This window comes from Clostridium pasteurianum (assembly GCF_001705235.1).
GTDB classification, from domain to species: domain Bacteria; phylum Bacillota; class Clostridia; order Clostridiales; family Clostridiaceae; genus Clostridium_S; species Clostridium_S pasteurianum_A.
Map to the genome: position 1 here is coordinate 3315962 of NZ_MCGV01000001.1, position 15880 is coordinate 3331841.

15 protein-coding genes and 1 riboswitch are annotated in these 15880 nt (G+C 31.6%); of the genes, 11 read left to right on the top strand and 4 right to left on the bottom strand.

Annotated elements, in window-relative coordinates; genetic code table 11:
* Positions 1–16: 16 nt before the first annotated feature.
* The 11 genes from BEE63_RS14880 to BEE63_RS14925 all read left to right on the top strand — a co-directional run bounded on the left by BEE63_RS14880 (position 17) and on the right by BEE63_RS14925 (position 11037).
* Complete coding sequence (locus BEE63_RS14880; RefSeq protein WP_198507941.1) at positions 17–1603, top strand: ABC transporter substrate-binding protein; 1587 nt, start codon at positions 17–19, stop codon at positions 1601–1603.
* A gap of 98 nt (positions 1604–1701) precedes the next feature.
* Positions 1702–2664, top strand: coding sequence for a nickel ABC transporter permease (nikB, locus tag BEE63_RS14885; protein WP_066022142.1), 963 nt, complete (start codon positions 1702–1704; stop codon positions 2662–2664).
* The gene (locus BEE63_RS14890) at positions 2665–3498 is read left to right on the top strand and encodes an ABC transporter permease (RefSeq protein ID WP_066022143.1); all 834 of its coding nucleotides are present in this window, start codon (positions 2665–2667) and stop codon (positions 3496–3498) included.
* 13 nt (positions 3499–3511) lie between these two features.
* The gene (locus BEE63_RS14895) at positions 3512–4675 is read left to right on the top strand and encodes a M20 family metallopeptidase (protein WP_081312562.1); all 1164 of its coding nucleotides are present in this window, start codon (positions 3512–3514) and stop codon (positions 4673–4675) included.
* A 12-nt stretch (positions 4676–4687) separates the two neighbouring features.
* On the top strand, positions 4688–5626 hold the full coding sequence (locus BEE63_RS14900; RefSeq protein WP_066022144.1) for a DUF1177 domain-containing protein: 939 nt from the start codon (positions 4688–4690) through the stop codon (positions 5624–5626).
* Between the two features lie 17 nt (positions 5627–5643).
* A complete protein-coding gene (locus tag BEE63_RS14905; protein WP_066022145.1) occupies positions 5644–6642 on the top strand; it encodes an ABC transporter ATP-binding protein in 999 nt (332 codons plus the stop codon).
* Positions 6642–7619, top strand: a complete 978-nt coding sequence (locus BEE63_RS14910) for an ABC transporter ATP-binding protein (protein ID WP_066022146.1) — start codon at positions 6642–6644, stop codon at positions 7617–7619. The genes BEE63_RS14905 and BEE63_RS14910 overlap by 1 nt, the downstream gene beginning before the upstream one ends.
* Complete coding sequence (locus tag BEE63_RS14915) at positions 7619–8290, top strand: AroM family protein (protein WP_066022147.1); 672 nt, start codon at positions 7619–7621, stop codon at positions 8288–8290. The genes BEE63_RS14910 and BEE63_RS14915 overlap by 1 nt, the downstream gene beginning before the upstream one ends.
* Positions 8291–8480: 190 nt before the next feature.
* Positions 8481–8657 carry a Spo0E family sporulation regulatory protein-aspartic acid phosphatase gene (locus BEE63_RS21260; protein ID WP_081312563.1) on the top strand — a complete coding sequence of 59 codons (177 nt, stop codon included), beginning with the start codon at positions 8481–8483 and terminating at the stop codon, positions 8655–8657.
* Positions 8626–9429 carry a prepilin peptidase gene (locus BEE63_RS14920; RefSeq protein WP_242874804.1) on the top strand — a complete coding sequence of 268 codons (804 nt, stop codon included), beginning with the start codon at positions 8626–8628 and terminating at the stop codon, positions 9427–9429. The genes BEE63_RS21260 and BEE63_RS14920 overlap by 32 nt, the downstream gene beginning before the upstream one ends.
* A gap of 104 nt (positions 9430–9533) precedes the next feature.
* Positions 9534–9640: riboswitch (SAM riboswitch) on the top strand.
* A gap of 113 nt (positions 9641–9753) precedes the next feature.
* Complete coding sequence (locus BEE63_RS14925) at positions 9754–11037, top strand: O-acetylhomoserine aminocarboxypropyltransferase/cysteine synthase family protein (protein ID WP_066022148.1); 1284 nt, start codon at positions 9754–9756, stop codon at positions 11035–11037.
* Positions 11038–11290: 253 nt separating this feature from the next.
* On the opposite strand, the gene BEE63_RS14930 is transcribed toward BEE63_RS14925, so the two are convergent.
* The 4 genes from BEE63_RS14930 to BEE63_RS14945 form a co-directional block, all read right to left on the bottom strand.
* Entirely contained in the window at positions 11291–11785 is a 495-nt protein-coding gene (locus BEE63_RS14930) for a PTS sugar transporter subunit IIA (protein WP_066022149.1), read from the bottom strand.
* Positions 11786–11815: 30 nt separating this feature from the next.
* Complete coding sequence (locus BEE63_RS14935) at positions 11816–12586, bottom strand: MurR/RpiR family transcriptional regulator (RefSeq protein WP_066022150.1); 771 nt, start codon at positions 12584–12586, stop codon at positions 11816–11818.
* A gap of 107 nt (positions 12587–12693) precedes the next feature.
* A complete protein-coding gene (locus BEE63_RS14940; protein WP_066022151.1) occupies positions 12694–14019 on the bottom strand; it encodes a 6-phospho-alpha-glucosidase in 1326 nt (441 codons plus the stop codon).
* Positions 14020–14083: 64 nt separating this feature from the next.
* Positions 14084–15655 carry a PTS transporter subunit EIIC gene (locus BEE63_RS14945; RefSeq protein ID WP_066022152.1) on the bottom strand — a complete coding sequence of 524 codons (1572 nt, stop codon included), beginning with the start codon at positions 15653–15655 and terminating at the stop codon, positions 14084–14086.
* Between the last annotated feature and the right edge of the window lie 225 nt (positions 15656–15880).

Below are 15880 nucleotides of genomic sequence, written 5' to 3' on the forward strand. Positions count from 1 at the left end.
AAGAGGGGGAAATAATGTGAAAAAGACAAAAAGAATTTTCTGTAGTATTCTATCTATTATTATGATGTTGGGGCTTTTAGCTGGATGTGGAAAGAGCAGTACATCATCTTCTAGTTCTACACCTACTAAAGGTGGAAAACTTACGATTGGATTGAATCAGGTTCCTAAAAATCTTGATCCAATAAAATATACAGGTACTTATGAATCAGATGTAATGGCTGCGATATTTGATACTCTTGTTACATATGATAAGAATTTAAAGAATATTGTACCGTCAATAGCTACTAAATGGACTGTTTCAAGTGATATGACTGAATATACCTTCGATTTAAGAAAAGATGTATATTTCCAAAAAGGAAAATATCAAAATGGAAGAAAAATGACAGCAGAAGATGTCAAATATAGCATCGAACGTTCAGCAAAACAATCTGCAATGAAAAGATTAAGAGGCGTTCAAAGTGTTACTGTAACAGGTGACGACCAAGTAAAAGTTAAACTTGATAAACCTAATGCAACTTTTTTAGTTCAACTTACAGATGAAGGAAATGCAATTGTCCCAAAAGAAGAAGTTGAAGGATGGGGAGATCAGTTTGGACTTCATCCAGTTGGAACAGGAGCATTCAGTTTTTCAAGTTGGGCAAAGGATGACAATATAACTCTAAAGAAAAATGATAAACATTTTGGAACTAAGGCTAATGTTGATACTTTAGTTTGGAAATTTATACCTGATGATAGCATGATGGTTAATGCTATTAAAACAGGTGAAATTGATATAGCTACAACAGTTCCAGGTGCTCAAAGAAATAGTATTAAGAACGATAAAAATTTAAGTCTTGTAAGCACACCTGGTCTTGATGTATATTTTACGGCAATGAACATGCAAAATGGTCCTACAAAAGATATAAGAGTTAGGGAAGCAATTTCTTATGCGGTGGATGTAGATCAAATCGTTAAATCTATTTTCAAATGGGGAGGAGCAACAAGAGCATATTCACCAGTTCCACCTAAATCATGGGGTTACAATAGTGATATGAAAAATCTTGCTGTAAAACATGACTTAAAGAAAGCTAAAGAACTTATGAAAGAAGCAGGTTATGAAAATGGCTTTAAAGCTACTATAGTTACACCTCAAGATCCAAACAGAATTAAGATGGCAACTATACTTCAAACACAACTCAAAGAAATAGGCATTGACCTTCAAATAAGTTCAATGGAATGGGGATCTTTCAGCGATACGGTATCAAAGGGAAAGGCAGATTTCTATACATTAGCATGGTCATGGTATCCAGATCCAGACTTCTTCCTGTATCAAATGTTTTCATCAAAGCAGATAGGAGCTCTTGGAAATGGTCAAGGATATAAAAATGATGAAGTTGATAAACTTCTAGATGAGGCAACTCAAAAGACAGTTAATCAAAGTGAAAGAGCTGAGACTTATAAAAAGATACAGGAAATTATAGCTAAAGATTATCCTAGAATTGAAGGATGGAATCAAGATGAAGTTAATGCTGTAAGAAATAAAGTACATGGTTATTATGTATATCCTGATGGACTCATAAGAGTAGTTTCACCAGGAGAAAATGTATGGGTAGATAAGCAATAAAATAATTAATTGTGGAGCAGTATATTATTCCAGGTGCTGCTCCATAATTAAAATTTTTATAAGTTTATTTACCAAAATTGAATTGGTAGGTGATATATTTGGCTAGATTTATACTAAAACGTTTGGGACAACTAATTGCAGTGCTTTTTATAGTATCTATAATAGTTTTTATTGTAACGCGTGTTATACCAGGTGATCCGGCAGCTGTAATGCTTGGCCCTCAAGCACCTAAAGATGCTGTGGTAAAAATGAGAGAAAGTCTTGGATTAAATAAACCTCTCATTATGCAGTATGGTAAGTTCCTACTTGGAATTTTACATGGTGATTTAGGAGATTCTATATATTACCATGAAGCAGTATTGTCATTAATACTAGAGAGATTCCCCAATACCGTCTTACTTGCCAGTGCAAGTTTATTAATAGCTTTAGTAGTTTCAATTCCAGTTGGAATAATCTCTGCAACAAGGAAAAATTCTATTTTTGATTATGTGAGTATGCTTTTTTCACTTATAGGAGTTTCTATGCCAGTCTTTTGGTTAGGTCTTATGCTTGTGCTTTTATTTTCTGTAAAGCTGGGGATTTTACCAGCGACGGGGATGGGTTCTTTAAGTAACGGAGTTTGGGATTTTATAAGTCATTTAATCCTTCCAAGTGTAGCACTATCAACTGTTTCTATGGGCACCTTTGCCAGAATAACTAGATCCAGTATGCTTGAGGTAATAGGTGAAGATTATATAAGAACAGCAAGGGCAAAGGGGTTAAGCGAAAAATTGGTAATTTGGAAACATGCACTTAGAAATGCACTTATACCACTTTTAACTGTTGTTGGAATGCAGATATCTTCATTATTAGGTGGTGCAGTTTTAACAGAGACTATTTTTGCATGGCCAGGAATAGGCAGACTTATTGTGGATAGCATTGAAAAACGAGATTATCAAATGGTTCAGGGAACTGTACTTTTTGTAGTTGTTATTTTTGTAATTGTTAATTTAATTGTGGATATATTATATGTGATTGTAAATCCTAAATTGAGTTTTAGTGAAGAGGGGAGCGGAAAATAGATGAAAAGTTTTATTGACAAATTGTTAAAAAACAAGCTCGCCTTTATAGGCTTTATAATTATAATTTTGATTGCTGTGTCTGCAATTTTGGCTCCTGTTTTAGCACCATATAATCCTAATAAAATGGACTTAAGTAATACTTTATTGCCATCGGGTAGTTCAGGACATTTGCTTGGAACAGATAACTATGGAAGAGATATTTTAAGCAGAATAATATATGGTTCAAGAATATCTCTAATAGTAGCAGTATCTTCTATATTTATAGGTGGTATTATAGGAAGTATTTTGGGACTTCTTGCTGGATATTATGGAGGAAGAATTGATGCCGTTATAATGAGAATCATGGATGCATTATTTGCTTTTCCTTTTGTACTTCTTGCTATTATACTTATGACTGTTTTAGGACAGGGACTTGTAAATTTAATAATAGCTATAAGTATAACTAATATACCTGGTTTCGCTAGAATAGTTAGAGGGGAAGCTATGGTTATAAAAAGGAGCGAATTTATTGAGGCAACAAAATCTATAGGAGCAAGTGATTTTAGAATAATTTTCAGGCATGTTTTTCCTAATAGTGTAGCATCAATGACAGTGTATTCCACAATGAGCATAGCAGGAGCTATTTTATCGGAGGCTTCGTTAAGTTATCTTGGGCTTGGAATACAACCTCCAACGGCAACGTGGGGCAATATATTAAAGGGTGGTCAGGAATATATAACATCCAATCCAGAAATGGCTGTTTATTCTGGAATTGCAATTTTAATAACTGTACTAGGCTTTAATTTATTTGGAGATGGTCTTCGAGATGTACTTGATCCTAAGACCAATAATTAGAGGAGGAAGTTTTATGAATATAGATTTAATTAAAGAAGAAGTTATAAAGAAGATTGATGATATAAATGATGAATTGATAGACATTTCTCATTACATATTTGAGAATCCAGAACTAGGATTTTGTGAATTTAAAGCTGTAGAAAAATTAACTTCAAAGCTTAAGGAAAATGGTTTTGAAATTGAAAAAGGAATATGTGATATAGATACAGCATTTACTGCAACCTATGGAAGTGGAAAGCCTGTAATTGCATTTATGGCTGAATTTGATGCACTCCCAGGAATTGGACATGGATGTGGACATAATATAATATGTACTTCAGCCATTGGAGCAGCAATTGGATTAAGTAAAGTGTTAGATGAGGGAAAAGGTACTATTAAAGTAATAGGGACTCCAGCGGAAGAAGGTGGGGGAGGTAAAGTGCTTCTTGTAGAAAGAGGAGCATTTGATGCGGTAGATGCAGCTATGCTTATGCATCCATCTGACTATTCTATGGCTGACGATATATCTTATGCATGCCAGGAAATTGAGTATACTTTTTATGGCAAATCTGCTCATGCAGCAGCATTTCCGGAAGTTGGAGTAAGTGCTTTAAGTGGTATTATAGAGTTTTTTAATTCTATAAATGCACTAAGACTTCATGTAAAAGATTATGCTAGGATACATGGAATAATTACAGATGGTGGTGTGGCTCCCAATATAATTCCAGAGATTTCAAAGGCAGTTTTTAGTATAAGAGCTTTAAACAGTGAATATTTAGAAGAGCTTATAGATAGAGTTAATAAATGTGCTCAGGGAGCAGCAATTGCAACGGGTACCACATTTGAGAAAAAGAAACAAGGGATGTCATGTAAAGAAGTAAAGAATAGTAAAGTTATAGTTAATTTGGTACAGAACAATTTTGACAAGGTTGGTGAATATACGATTCCTAGAACTTTAGATCAGGGTTTAGGTTCAACAGATGTTGGGAATGTAACGCATAAAATACCTGCAATACAATCTTATATTGGGATAGGAGAAGGCCTTGCAACACATACAGTAGAATTTGCTAATGCTGCAAGCTCTAAAAAAGGTGATAGTGCAATTGGCATAGCAGCTAAAGTAATGGCTATGACAGGTGTAGATTTGTTTTATGATGAAAAAAGTTTAAAGACAGCAAAAGAACAATTTGATGTTTAAGGAGTGATAATAATGGCATTTAAACAAGCTATTGATATATATGAATTATTGGATGATCCAGGAATTAATGGAGAAAAAGTTGCTGAGTTTTTTAAAGAAGTTGGCATTGAAAATGTTGAAGTAAAAAGAGTACATGGAAAAAGAGGATATACGGATTTTGTAAAAGTAATAATACCCGGCAAAAACGGTAAGATAAATGGAGGAAAGGCTCCTACTTTAGGAGTTATAGGAAGGCTTGGAGGAATAGGAGCAAGACCTGAGGTTATAGGATTTGTATCAGATGGTGATGGAGCGGCTTCAGCGCTTACAACAGCACTAAAAATAGGTACTATGAACATAAAGGGAGATGTGCTTTTAGGCGATGTTATTGTAACAACTCATGTTTGTCCTAATGCACCAACTCTTCCACATGATCCTGTTCCTTTTATGGATTCGCCTGTGGATATAGCAACTATGAATGAATATGAGGTTGATAAAACTTGTGATGCTATTTTATCAATAGATACCACTAAGGGAAATAGACTTGTTAATTATAAGGGGATTACAATAACCCCAACAGTTAAATCAGGATATATTTTAAAAGTTTCATATGATTTAATAGATACTCTTGAAAAAACAAGTGGAAAAAGTGCAGTGGTACTTCCTCTTGCGGTGCAGGACATAACACCGTATGGTAATGATGTTACACATGTGAATAGTATATTACAACCTGCTGTTGCAACAGATGCTCCTGTAGTTGGAGTTGCAATAACAACACAAACTTTGGTAGCAGGTTGTGCTTCTGGAGCAAGTCATATAGAAGATATCTCAGGTGCTGCTGATTTTGCAGTGGAGGTTGCAAAATATTATGGCTGCGGAAAATGTGAATTTTATAGTGAAGAAGAATTTAAAAGATTAGAAAAATTGTATGGAAGTATGAAGCACCTTCAAACTGCGGGAAAAGCAGAATAAATTTCAGGGGTGATATCATGAAGCAAAATATTGTTCTGAGTGTAGAAAATCTACATACGAGTTTTTATACTTCTGCTGGAAAAGTAAAAGCTGTAGATGGAGTTAGCTTTAATATAAAAAAGGGAGAAACACTGGGAATAGTAGGTGAGTCTGGCTCAGGGAAGAGTATAACTTCTATGTCAATAATGAGGCTTATAATGCCACCTGGTAAAATAGAAGAGGGCAGTGTACAGTTTAATGATATTGATATATTAAAATTATCTCAAAAAGAAATGAGTAAGATACGTGGAAATCAAATTTCGATGATATTTCAAGATCCTATGACAGCTTTAAATCCATGTTTTACTGTTGGGGATCAAATTGCAGAAGGAATAAGATTTCATAAAAAACTTAATAAAAAAGAAGCTTTTAATAAGGCTGTAGAAATGCTAAGAAAAGTTCGTATTCCTGAACCGGAAAAAAGGGCAAAGCAGTACCCACATGAATTTAGTGGTGGAATGAGACAGAGAGTTATGATAGCTATGGCTCTGGCATGTAATCCGACTTTACTAATAGCGGACGAGCCTACTACAGCTCTTGATGTAACTGTTCAAGCTCAAATATTAGAACTTATGAAAGGTTTACAGAAAGAGTATGGCATGTCTATTATGATGATAACTCATGACCTTGGAGTTGTAGCAGAAACATGTAAAAACGTTATGGTTATGTATGCGGGAAATTGTGTGGAATATGCAGATATATTTACACTTTTCGAGAATTCAAAGCATCCATATACTTGGGGACTTATGTCATCGCAACCTAATTTAGAGGATGATAAAGATGAGTTAGTGCCAATCGAAGGAATGCCTCCAGATTTAACAAATCCTAAACATATGTGCAATTTTGCACCTAGATGTAAGTATGCAAAGGATATTTGTTTTAATAAAAAACCAGATTTTGTTGAAATTGAAGAGGATCATTTTGTGGCCTGTCATTTTCAAAATAAAGAAAATTTTCTTGAAAGAAGTGATGTATAATGGCTGAAAAAGAGATAGTATTAAAAATTGAAAATCTTAAAAAGTATTTTCCAGTTAAAAATAAATCGCTTTTTTCTAAGGAAAGGAAATACATTAAAGCGGTGGATGGCGTTAGTTTTGAGGTGTATAAGGGTGAAACATTAGGAATAGTTGGAGAAAGTGGATGTGGAAAATCTACAACAGGAAAACTTATAATGCATCTTATAAATCCAACAAGTGGCGATGTTATTTTTAAGGGGAAAAAGGTTTCTAAAAATGAAATAAAAGAAATGAGAAAAAATATACAGATGGTCTTCCAAGATCCATATGCATCATTAGATCCAAGACAAATAATCTATAAAATAATTGAGGAACCAATGATTGTTTATGGCATAACAGATAAAGAAGAGAGAAAGAAAAGAGTAAGTGATCTTTTAAAGCAGGTTGGACTTCAAGAATATCATGGACTTAGGTATCCACATGAATTTAGTGGAGGTCAAAGGCAGAGAATAAATATAGCTAGAGCCCTTGTATTAAGTCCAGATATTGTTGTGTGTGATGAACCAGTATCTGCTCTTGATGTGTCTATACAGGCACAGATAATAAATTTGCTTAAAAAACTTCAGAAGGATTTGGGATTAACTTATATATTTATAGCTCATGATTTAAGTGTTGTAAAGCATATAAGCGATAGGATAATTGTAATGTACCTTGGAAAAATTATGGAGATAGGAGATTATAATCAAGTATATAATAATCCACATCATCCGTATACAAAAGCACTGTTATCTGCAATACCTGCTTCAAGCCCAAGGATTATTAAAAAGAAGGATCTACTTGAAGGGGATTTACCGAGTCCTCTGAATCCACCTACAGGGTGTGTTTTTAATACTAGATGTAATAAGGCAATGGATATTTGCAGAAGAGAGATACCAGAGTATGTTGAAGTGGAAAATGGTCACTGCACAGCCTGTCATCTATATGGTGGTGATAAGTAATGAAAAAAGTTGGTGCTATAACAGTAGGGCAATCTCCTAGAATTGATGTTATACCTGAAATGAAAATGGTACTTGGAGAAGAAATAGAAGTAATAGAGATAGGAGCTTTAGATGGTTTAAGCAAGGAAGAAATTAATGAATTTAAACCTGAAGAAGGTGACTATGTGTTAGTTTCAAGATTAAATGATGGAACCTCAGCTTCATTTGCTGAAAAACACATAATACCGAGGCTTCAAAATTGTATTGAGTATCTTGAAGAGGCAGGAGCAGAAATTATAGTGTTTATATGTACAGGTGCGTTTCCTAATGCATTTAAGTCAAATAAATTATTACTGTATCCTCAAAGACTTTTGTATTCCTTAGTTCCAGAACTTGCAGTTAATGAAAAGATAGGGGTATTCGTACCTCTTGAAAAGCAAAAAAGACAATCTTATGATAAGTGGTCTGAAAGTGGCAAGAAGATAGAGGTTGTATCAGGTTCACCTTATGACAATATAGAAAAGCTTACAAAAGCTTCAATTGAACTTAAAGAAAAAGATGTAGATGTGATAGTGCTTGATTGTATAGGGTACAATTTAAAAATGAAGAATTTGATTAGAGAAATAACAGGAAAGCCAGTCATTTTGCCTAGAACAATAGTAAGTAGAGTAGTTAGAGAAATGCTTGAGTAACATATGCAATTCTGAAAAAGTTTTAAATAAAATTCAATAAGTATTGCCTAACATTATAAAGAGACTTAGAAATTTTATAATTTTGGACTCAGACTTATAAGATTTATTTAATGTTTTAAAATACTAATTACCTCAATGATAATGAATAATAAACGCCAAAATGTAAATAATAACATTAGAGGTGTTTATTATGAAAAAATTACAATATTTATCAAATAATATAGATAAATTAAGAGATAATTTATATGATAAAATAGAAAAAAAACATGGTGTGCTAACTGACCAAACAGTTATATTGAGTAGTTGTATATTAAATAAAGAAATTAATAAATATTATGAGTTGGTGTATAGGAATAAGAATAAATAGCATAATGCTTATATTGATGTTTTTGGTCGGCACATTATTTGGAAGTTTTTTTAATGTATGTATACTTAGAATACCTAAAGATGAGTCTATTATATATCCATCATCTCATTGTGATTACTGTAAAAACAAAATTAAATGGTATGATATGATACCTTTAATCAGTTATATCATTTTGAGAGGAAAATGTAGATACTGTGGAGAAAAAATATCGTCGCAGTATTTTTTTATGGAAATTTTGAGTGGACTTATGTTTTTTACGATATATTTAAAGTATGGATATCAATTATTAACATTAAAATTTATAATATTTATTTCACTCTTAATTGTAATTTCAATTATAGATATTGATACAACTGATGTGTATTTATGCACAACATTACCTGGGATAATTTCAGGATTTATTTTTGTTTTAATAGATGCGGTTGGTAATAATGATGTTATGGGATATTTGTTTGCAGTAATTATAAGTACAGGATTAATTATATTAATAAATATTATAACTGAAATGTTTATTAGACTTCCTGCTGTAGGTATGGGCGATGCTGAGGTGTTTGTAATATGTGGACTGTTTATGGGAAGTAAATTTGGCTTACTAATGCTATTTATGGCAGTTGTTTCAGGCGGAATTGTAGGAATAGTATTGATAGTATTTAAGATAAAGGATAAAATAGATTATATGCCTTTTGTACCATTTATTACAGCGTCATCAATTATAACAATATTATTTGGACAAAATATTTTGAATTTTTATAATAAATTTAATTTATTGTAATAAAAGATATTGACACATGGAAATAAAATGATATAATTTAATCAATAAGTAAATTAAACAATTCATATATGATTAGTATGAAAACAAAATATAGTTATTATGAAATCTTATCAAGAGAGGCGGAGGGACTGGCCCTATGAAACCCAACAACCAGCATTTTTCATTTGAATGCATGGTGTTAATTCCTGCAAAGTTATTTGAGAGATAAGAGGATTAGTTTGGAAAGTTGAAATCCTCTTCTATCAAGAAGGGGATTTATTTTTACATATTTTTATTACAATACTCGAAATAAAAAATTATTTTATTGAAAAGGGGACTTTAAAAATGAGTGAAGAAAGAAAATTTGGTTTTAACACATTACAAGTACATGCAGGTCAGGTACCTGATCCAGCAACTGGGGCAAGAGCAGTTCCTATTTATCAAACAACATCTTATGTATTTAAAGATGCACAGGATGCGGCTGATTTATTTCAATTAAAGAAACCTGGAAATGTATATTCAAGAATAATGAATCCAACAACAGATGTATTTGAAAAAAGAATAGCAGCTCTTGAGGGAGGTACAGCTGGACTTGCAACAGCATCTGGACTTGCAGCAATATTATATGCAATTTTAAATGTAGCAAGTGCTGGAGATGAAGTAGTGGCAGCAAGTACATTATATGGTGGAACTTATGAATTATTTAATGTTACACTAAGAAAATTAGGCATAAATGTTAAGTTTGTAGATCCTGATGATCTTAAAGCTGTAAAAAATGCGATAACAGATAAAACAAAAGCAATTTATGGAGAAACTATAGGAAACCCAAGAATAAATGTTTTGGATATAGAGGCTGTTAGTAAAATAGCACATGAAAATAAGATACCATTAATTATAGATAATACCTTCGGAACACCATATCTTATAAGACCAATAGATTTCGGAGCAGATGTAGTTGTACATTCAGCAACTAAGTTTATTGGTGGACATGGAACTACTTTAGGTGGAGTTATAGTTGATGGTGGTAAGTTTGATTGGAGAGCAAGCGGAAAATTCCCTGACTTTACAACACCTGATAAGAGCTATAATGGACTTGTTTATGCGGATTTAGGACCTACTGCATTTGCTACAAAAGCTAGGGTACAGCTTTTAAGAAATACAGGAGCAACTTTAAGTCCACAAAGCGCATTTTATTTCTTACAGGGGTTAGAATCACTTTCACTTAGAGTAGAAAGACATGTAGAAAATACGAGAAAAATAGTTGAATTCTTAAGCAATCATCCAAAGGTTGCATGGATAAATTATCCTGAACTTAAAGATAGCCCATATCATGATTTAGCTAAAAAGTATCTTCCTAAGGGTGCAGGATCAATATTTACTTTTGGAATAAAAGGAGGACTTGAAGCAGGTAAGAAGTTTATAAACAGTGTTAAAATATTCTCACTTCTTGCTAATGTTGCAGATGCAAAGTCACTTGTAATACATCCTTCAAGTACAACACATGCAGAGCTTAATGAAGAGGAGCAAAAAGCAGCTGGTGTAACTCCAGATTTAATAAGACTTTCAATTGGTGTTGAAGATGTTGATGACTTGATCTGGGATTTAAATCAAGCGCTTGAACAGGCATAAAAATAATTATAGTATTAATAGTAATTTTAAACTAGATAATTAATGAATTGTTAGTTTAATAATATTTTGAGAACATACTAGATTGTGTAAACAAACCTAGTATGTTCTTTTTTTGTGTATATAAAGTTGGGGATTTTTTAAATTAGTGACTATATCAATAGCCTATTATGTGAATGAGATAGATTAGTTTAATCGCATTTTGCTCAATGCATTTTTTTATAAAAATCTATAAATGGTTCCTCACTATTAAAAATTATATTATAAATACTATATTTGCATCTTTAGCATTTACTTGTTTTTTATCGTAAGTAAATTTTCTTTCTTTTAAATCTAAAAATATTATTGGTACAACTAAGGATTTTACTTTATCTTTTATTGACTTTATGTCAACGCTTAATAAGATATCTCCAGCTTTAACTTTGTCGTTATTTGAGACGTATGAAGTAAAACCCTCTCCTTTTAAATTAACAGTATCAAGCCCAAAATGTATTAAAATTTCTATACCTTCATTATTTTTTATTGAAATTGCATGTTTAGTTGGAAATATACTTGTTATAGTACCATCAAAGGGCGAGAATACGTTTCCATCTGAGGGCACTATTGCAAAGCCATCGCCCATCATACGTTGAGAGAAAACTTCATCCTCTACGTGGTCTAAATTTATTATTTCACCCGACACTGGTACTAGAAATTCAGTACTATTTTTCTTTTTATTATTTGACATTATATTTTTAAGTTTATCAAACATTCAAAATCCTCCTTGATTATTTAACTTGTTCTATTCTTCTTGAGTATTTGTTGTTTCTATTTTTAAATATTGACTAAGAAATAGTTCGAATAGCATAAGTACATTTGGATAAAATGAATTTGCAAGTTTATTTCTATCATCCATAACATGCATATCGTGTATTTTGAAATTAATGTATGATAAACTTGCCAAGGTATTATTTGTCTGACCAGTAAAAGAAACTATCTTAATTTTGTTTTTTTGTGCAAGTTTTCCAGCATTTACAACAAAATCGGTTTCTCCAGATTTTGAAACTGCAATTATTATTTTAGCATTGAGAGAATTTACATCATAGTTTTCATATGCATCTGATAAAATGCACTTAAAACCTGATACAATTAATTTTTTCGTTATATACTCTATTATTGGTATAGAAAAACCTTGACCACAGGTATAAATAATTTCATGTTTATTTTCTGTGAGTAAATCGATAAATTTAGTAATATCATTATAGTTTATAAGAGATAGTAATTCATCTACATTAACGCCAAAATATTTGCTGCTTTTAGAATTAAGATCTGTAGTATTTTTTTCTTTTAGCGTAAAGAATAAATTATAGTACATATCTAAAAATCCAGAATAACCTAATTTCTTAGATAAATTCATTATAGTAGAAGTGCTTGTATAATGCTTTTTAGCGATACCTCTTACTCCTATTTTTTTAACAATTTCTATGTTATCTATAATATATATTAATATTTTCTCTTCTAACTTAGTAAGATGATTTTTAGATACTATTTTACTTATGTCGGTTTTAGCCATAATGTAGTTCACCTCTTATATAAAGTATACTAAATAAATTTTTTCTATACAAGAGTAACACAAATAATGGACTGGCTTAGAATCAGTCCATTATTTGTATTATATTGCTATTTTAATTCTGGCCAATAATCTTTGTTAACTTCAATTAAATCATCTAAAATTTTTTTTGCAACAGTTGCATTAGGCACTATCTTACAGAGTGTTAATGCTTGCCATAATTTTAAGTATGAATTTTCTACCCAAGCATCAACAACTAATTTTTCAACTGAAACTTGTTCTTCCATTAAACCTTTTTGAAATTGAGGTATTTTTCCTATGGATAATGGTTCAGGTCCATTGTTACCTACTAAGCATGGAATTTCTACCATTGCAGTACTATCAAAATTTTCAATTGCACCATTGTTTTCAACTATTAAAAGCATTCTTTCTTTTGTGTTAAATGCTATAGCTCTTGCTAAATCAACTATAAATGAAGCATGTTCATCAACCTCAAGTTTTGTGTTTTTCATTGTATTTTCTTTTGCTATTTTTGTACATTCACTAAATACAAATTTTTCTCTGCCATCCATTACCTCATTTGCTCTTGTGTAATTCTTATCTGAATGTTCTACTACAAAATCAGGATATAAATAATATTTTAGGTAAGTGCTTGGTAATGTATCTGGATCAAGTGCATATACATCTTTAGCTTTTTCAAAGGTTTCAAGCCAGCTAGCTTCATCGCTCTTACGCTCTTCTTCATTTACTACATATCCGTATTTTGCAATGTGTTTTTTTAATTTTGGCATTAAGTCATTTCCATTTTTGTCCTTTACGGAAGTCCACCATCCAAAATGATTTAATCCGTAATATCTTACATCTAAGTCTTTTAATGACTTTAAACCAATTATTTTAGCCATACGATTTTCTAATCCAACGGGCATATCACATATATTCAATATCTTTGAATTAGGTCGTAATCTTCTAGTTGCTTCAGCGACTATTGCAGCTGGATTTGAGTAGTTAAGCATCCATGCATTTGGAGAATATTTTTCCATGTAGTCTAATATTTCAATAACTCCTTTAATTGATCTCATACCATAAGCTATTCCTCCAGGACCGCAAGTTTCTTGACCTACTACATTATATTTTAGTGGAATTTTTTCATCAAATTCACGCATTGGAAGTCTTCCAACTCTAATGTGAGCCATTACAAAATCTATATCTGTAAAAGCTTCTTTAGGATTAGTTGTTGCTTCAAATTTAATTTCTGGAGCTTTTTCTTTTACGATTACTTTGCATGCATTAGCCACAATATCCTGTCTTTCTTTATCATTATCATAAAGTTTTAATTTTCTTATTGGAAATCTATCTAAGTTATCAAGAAGCATTAGTACTATTCCAGCAGTGTATGTGCTTCCTCCACCAGCTATTGTTACTGAGAATTTTTTCATAATAATTCCTTCTTTCATTTATATTTTTTATAAAAGTTTTAAAAATATTATTTAAAACTGAGTATTAGCAATTATAATTATTAAGATATTTATCTACTTTGTTTCTTATATTACTTACTTTAGGACCATATATTACTTGAATGTTGTTACCATTTTTTATTACACCTGAAGCACCAGTACTTTTTAAAGTTTCTTCATCAATTATATTTACATTTTTAACATCTACTCTAAGCCTTGAAAAACAGTTGTTTACAGTTTCGATATTATTTTTACCACCTAAAGCATCAACAATTGTAGAAGCTAAATTATCATCATTTTTAGTATATTTATCTGCTTTTGCTTTATAATCAGCTTTAGTATGCAGTTTTACTTCTTCTGTATTGTCTTCTCTTCCTGGAGTTTTTAAATTCATCTTTTTTATTAAGAAAGTAAAGAGGAAATAGAACGCAATAATTTCTATGATTCCTACTAATATGAATATAGGGTATCTTGTTTTTGATATTCCTGCAGGAAGATTGTAAGCTAGAAAATCTATCATTCCACCAGCAGCATAACATCTTGCCCCTAGTAGTACGGCTAGTGCCTGGAATAATCCATCAAAAACAGAGTAGATTACCCACAAAACAGGAGCTACAAATAAAAATGTGAATTCAAGTGGTTCAGTAATTCCAACGAGAAAAGAAGTAGCGGCAGCGGGTATAAGTAATGCTTTTACTTTTTGCTTGTTTTCTGGTTTGGAAGTTTTATAGAAAGCTAGTGAGGCACCTATTAATCCAAACATCTTAACCATTCCATATTGAAGATACTTTGCGGATGGGTCAAACAGCTTTATAGATGGATTACTCAATTCTGCTAAAAATATATTATAGGCACCGTAATATGTTTTACTACCAATTGTTAAGGAACCACCTATATTTGAGTAAGAAAATGGTGTCCATATTAAATGATGGAGTCCCGTTGGAATGAGGACTCTGTTGAGGAATCCATAAATAAATACTCCAACATATCCTGAAATATTTATAAAGTGTGTAAGACTATTAATGCCAAGTGCAACAATAGGCCAAACATAACTTAAGATTATTGAAAGAGATAGAAGTATTGGTACAAGTACTATAAATACGAATCGAGTGTTTCCATAAAATGAAAATGCACCAGGAAATTCAGTGTTACAAAATTTATTGTGGATAAGAGCTATAATAATTCCTAGAATTATTCCTAAAAATACACCCATGTCTATTACTTGGAAACCAAGTATAACGGTTTGACCAGTTCCGTATAATTCTGAAGTTACTTTATATTTTACAAGCTTTCCTGTAAGTTTTAACCATTGATTATTTGCTCCAAGAAATGTTAAAAAGGAAAGTAGTGATATTAATGCTGCTTCCGCTTTTTTTTCTTTTGCCATTCCCATTGCTATACCTACGCAGAGAACAATGCCTAAATTATTCATTATGGGCCATAATCCGCTTGAAATAAATCCACCAATGTTTGTAAGCACAGCATTATGTCCAACAATTGTAGGATTAGTTAATATTGAAGATAAGGCAATTATTATACCGACTATTGGTAAAAATAGTACGGGAACAATGATTGCTCTTGCAAATACTTGCATACCATTTAATATTTTTTCTTTCATATTTTATCCCCCTTCTAATATCCCTTAAAATGATTTATACTTTGTAAGTTGCTTTGTACATTTTTTAAAAAATATTTTTCTGCAGCTGCTGTTGAAATTTATTTATTTTGTACAACATTAATTTAACAGATGTTTTGTTAAAATGAAATACTTTTAAGGCATTATGAAACCTGTTAGGTTTTATTGTAACAGGTTTTAAACGTTTTCCATGATAAAGCAGATATT

What these genes read in the sequence shown, in the direction of transcription:
- BEE63_RS14890 (WP_066022143.1), top strand. Translation starts at nt 2,665, where the DNA reads ATGAAAAGTTTTATTGACAAATTGTTAAAAAACAAGCTCGCCTTTATA.
- BEE63_RS14895 (WP_081312562.1), top strand. Translation starts at nt 3,512, where the DNA reads ATGAATATAGATTTAATTAAAGAAGAAGTTATAAAGAAGATTGATGAT.
- BEE63_RS14900 (WP_066022144.1), top strand. Translation starts at nt 4,688, where the DNA reads ATGGCATTTAAACAAGCTATTGATATATATGAATTATTGGATGATCCA.
- BEE63_RS14905 (WP_066022145.1), top strand. Translation starts at nt 5,644, where the DNA reads ATGAAGCAAAATATTGTTCTGAGTGTAGAAAATCTACATACGAGTTTT.
- BEE63_RS14910 (WP_066022146.1), top strand. Translation starts at nt 6,642, where the DNA reads ATGGCTGAAAAAGAGATAGTATTAAAAATTGAAAATCTTAAAAAGTAT.
- BEE63_RS14915 (WP_066022147.1), top strand. Translation starts at nt 7,619, where the DNA reads ATGAAAAAAGTTGGTGCTATAACAGTAGGGCAATCTCCTAGAATTGAT.
- BEE63_RS21260 (WP_081312563.1), top strand. Translation starts at nt 8,481, where the DNA reads ATGAAAAAATTACAATATTTATCAAATAATATAGATAAATTAAGAGAT.
- BEE63_RS14920 (WP_242874804.1), top strand. Translation starts at nt 8,626, where the DNA reads ATGAGTTGGTGTATAGGAATAAGAATAAATAGCATAATGCTTATATTG.
- BEE63_RS14925 (WP_066022148.1), top strand. Translation starts at nt 9,754, where the DNA reads ATGAGTGAAGAAAGAAAATTTGGTTTTAACACATTACAAGTACATGCA.
- BEE63_RS14930 (WP_066022149.1), bottom strand. Translation starts at nt 11,785, where the DNA reads ATGTTTGATAAACTTAAAAATATAATGTCAAATAATAAAAAGAAAAAT.
- BEE63_RS14935 (WP_066022150.1), bottom strand. Translation starts at nt 12,586, where the DNA reads ATGGCTAAAACCGACATAAGTAAAATAGTATCTAAAAATCATCTTACT.
- BEE63_RS14940 (WP_066022151.1), bottom strand. Translation starts at nt 14,019, where the DNA reads ATGAAAAAATTCTCAGTAACAATAGCTGGTGGAGGAAGCACATACACT.
- BEE63_RS14945 (WP_066022152.1), bottom strand. Translation starts at nt 15,655, where the DNA reads ATGAAAGAAAAAATATTAAATGGTATGCAAGTATTTGCAAGAGCAATC.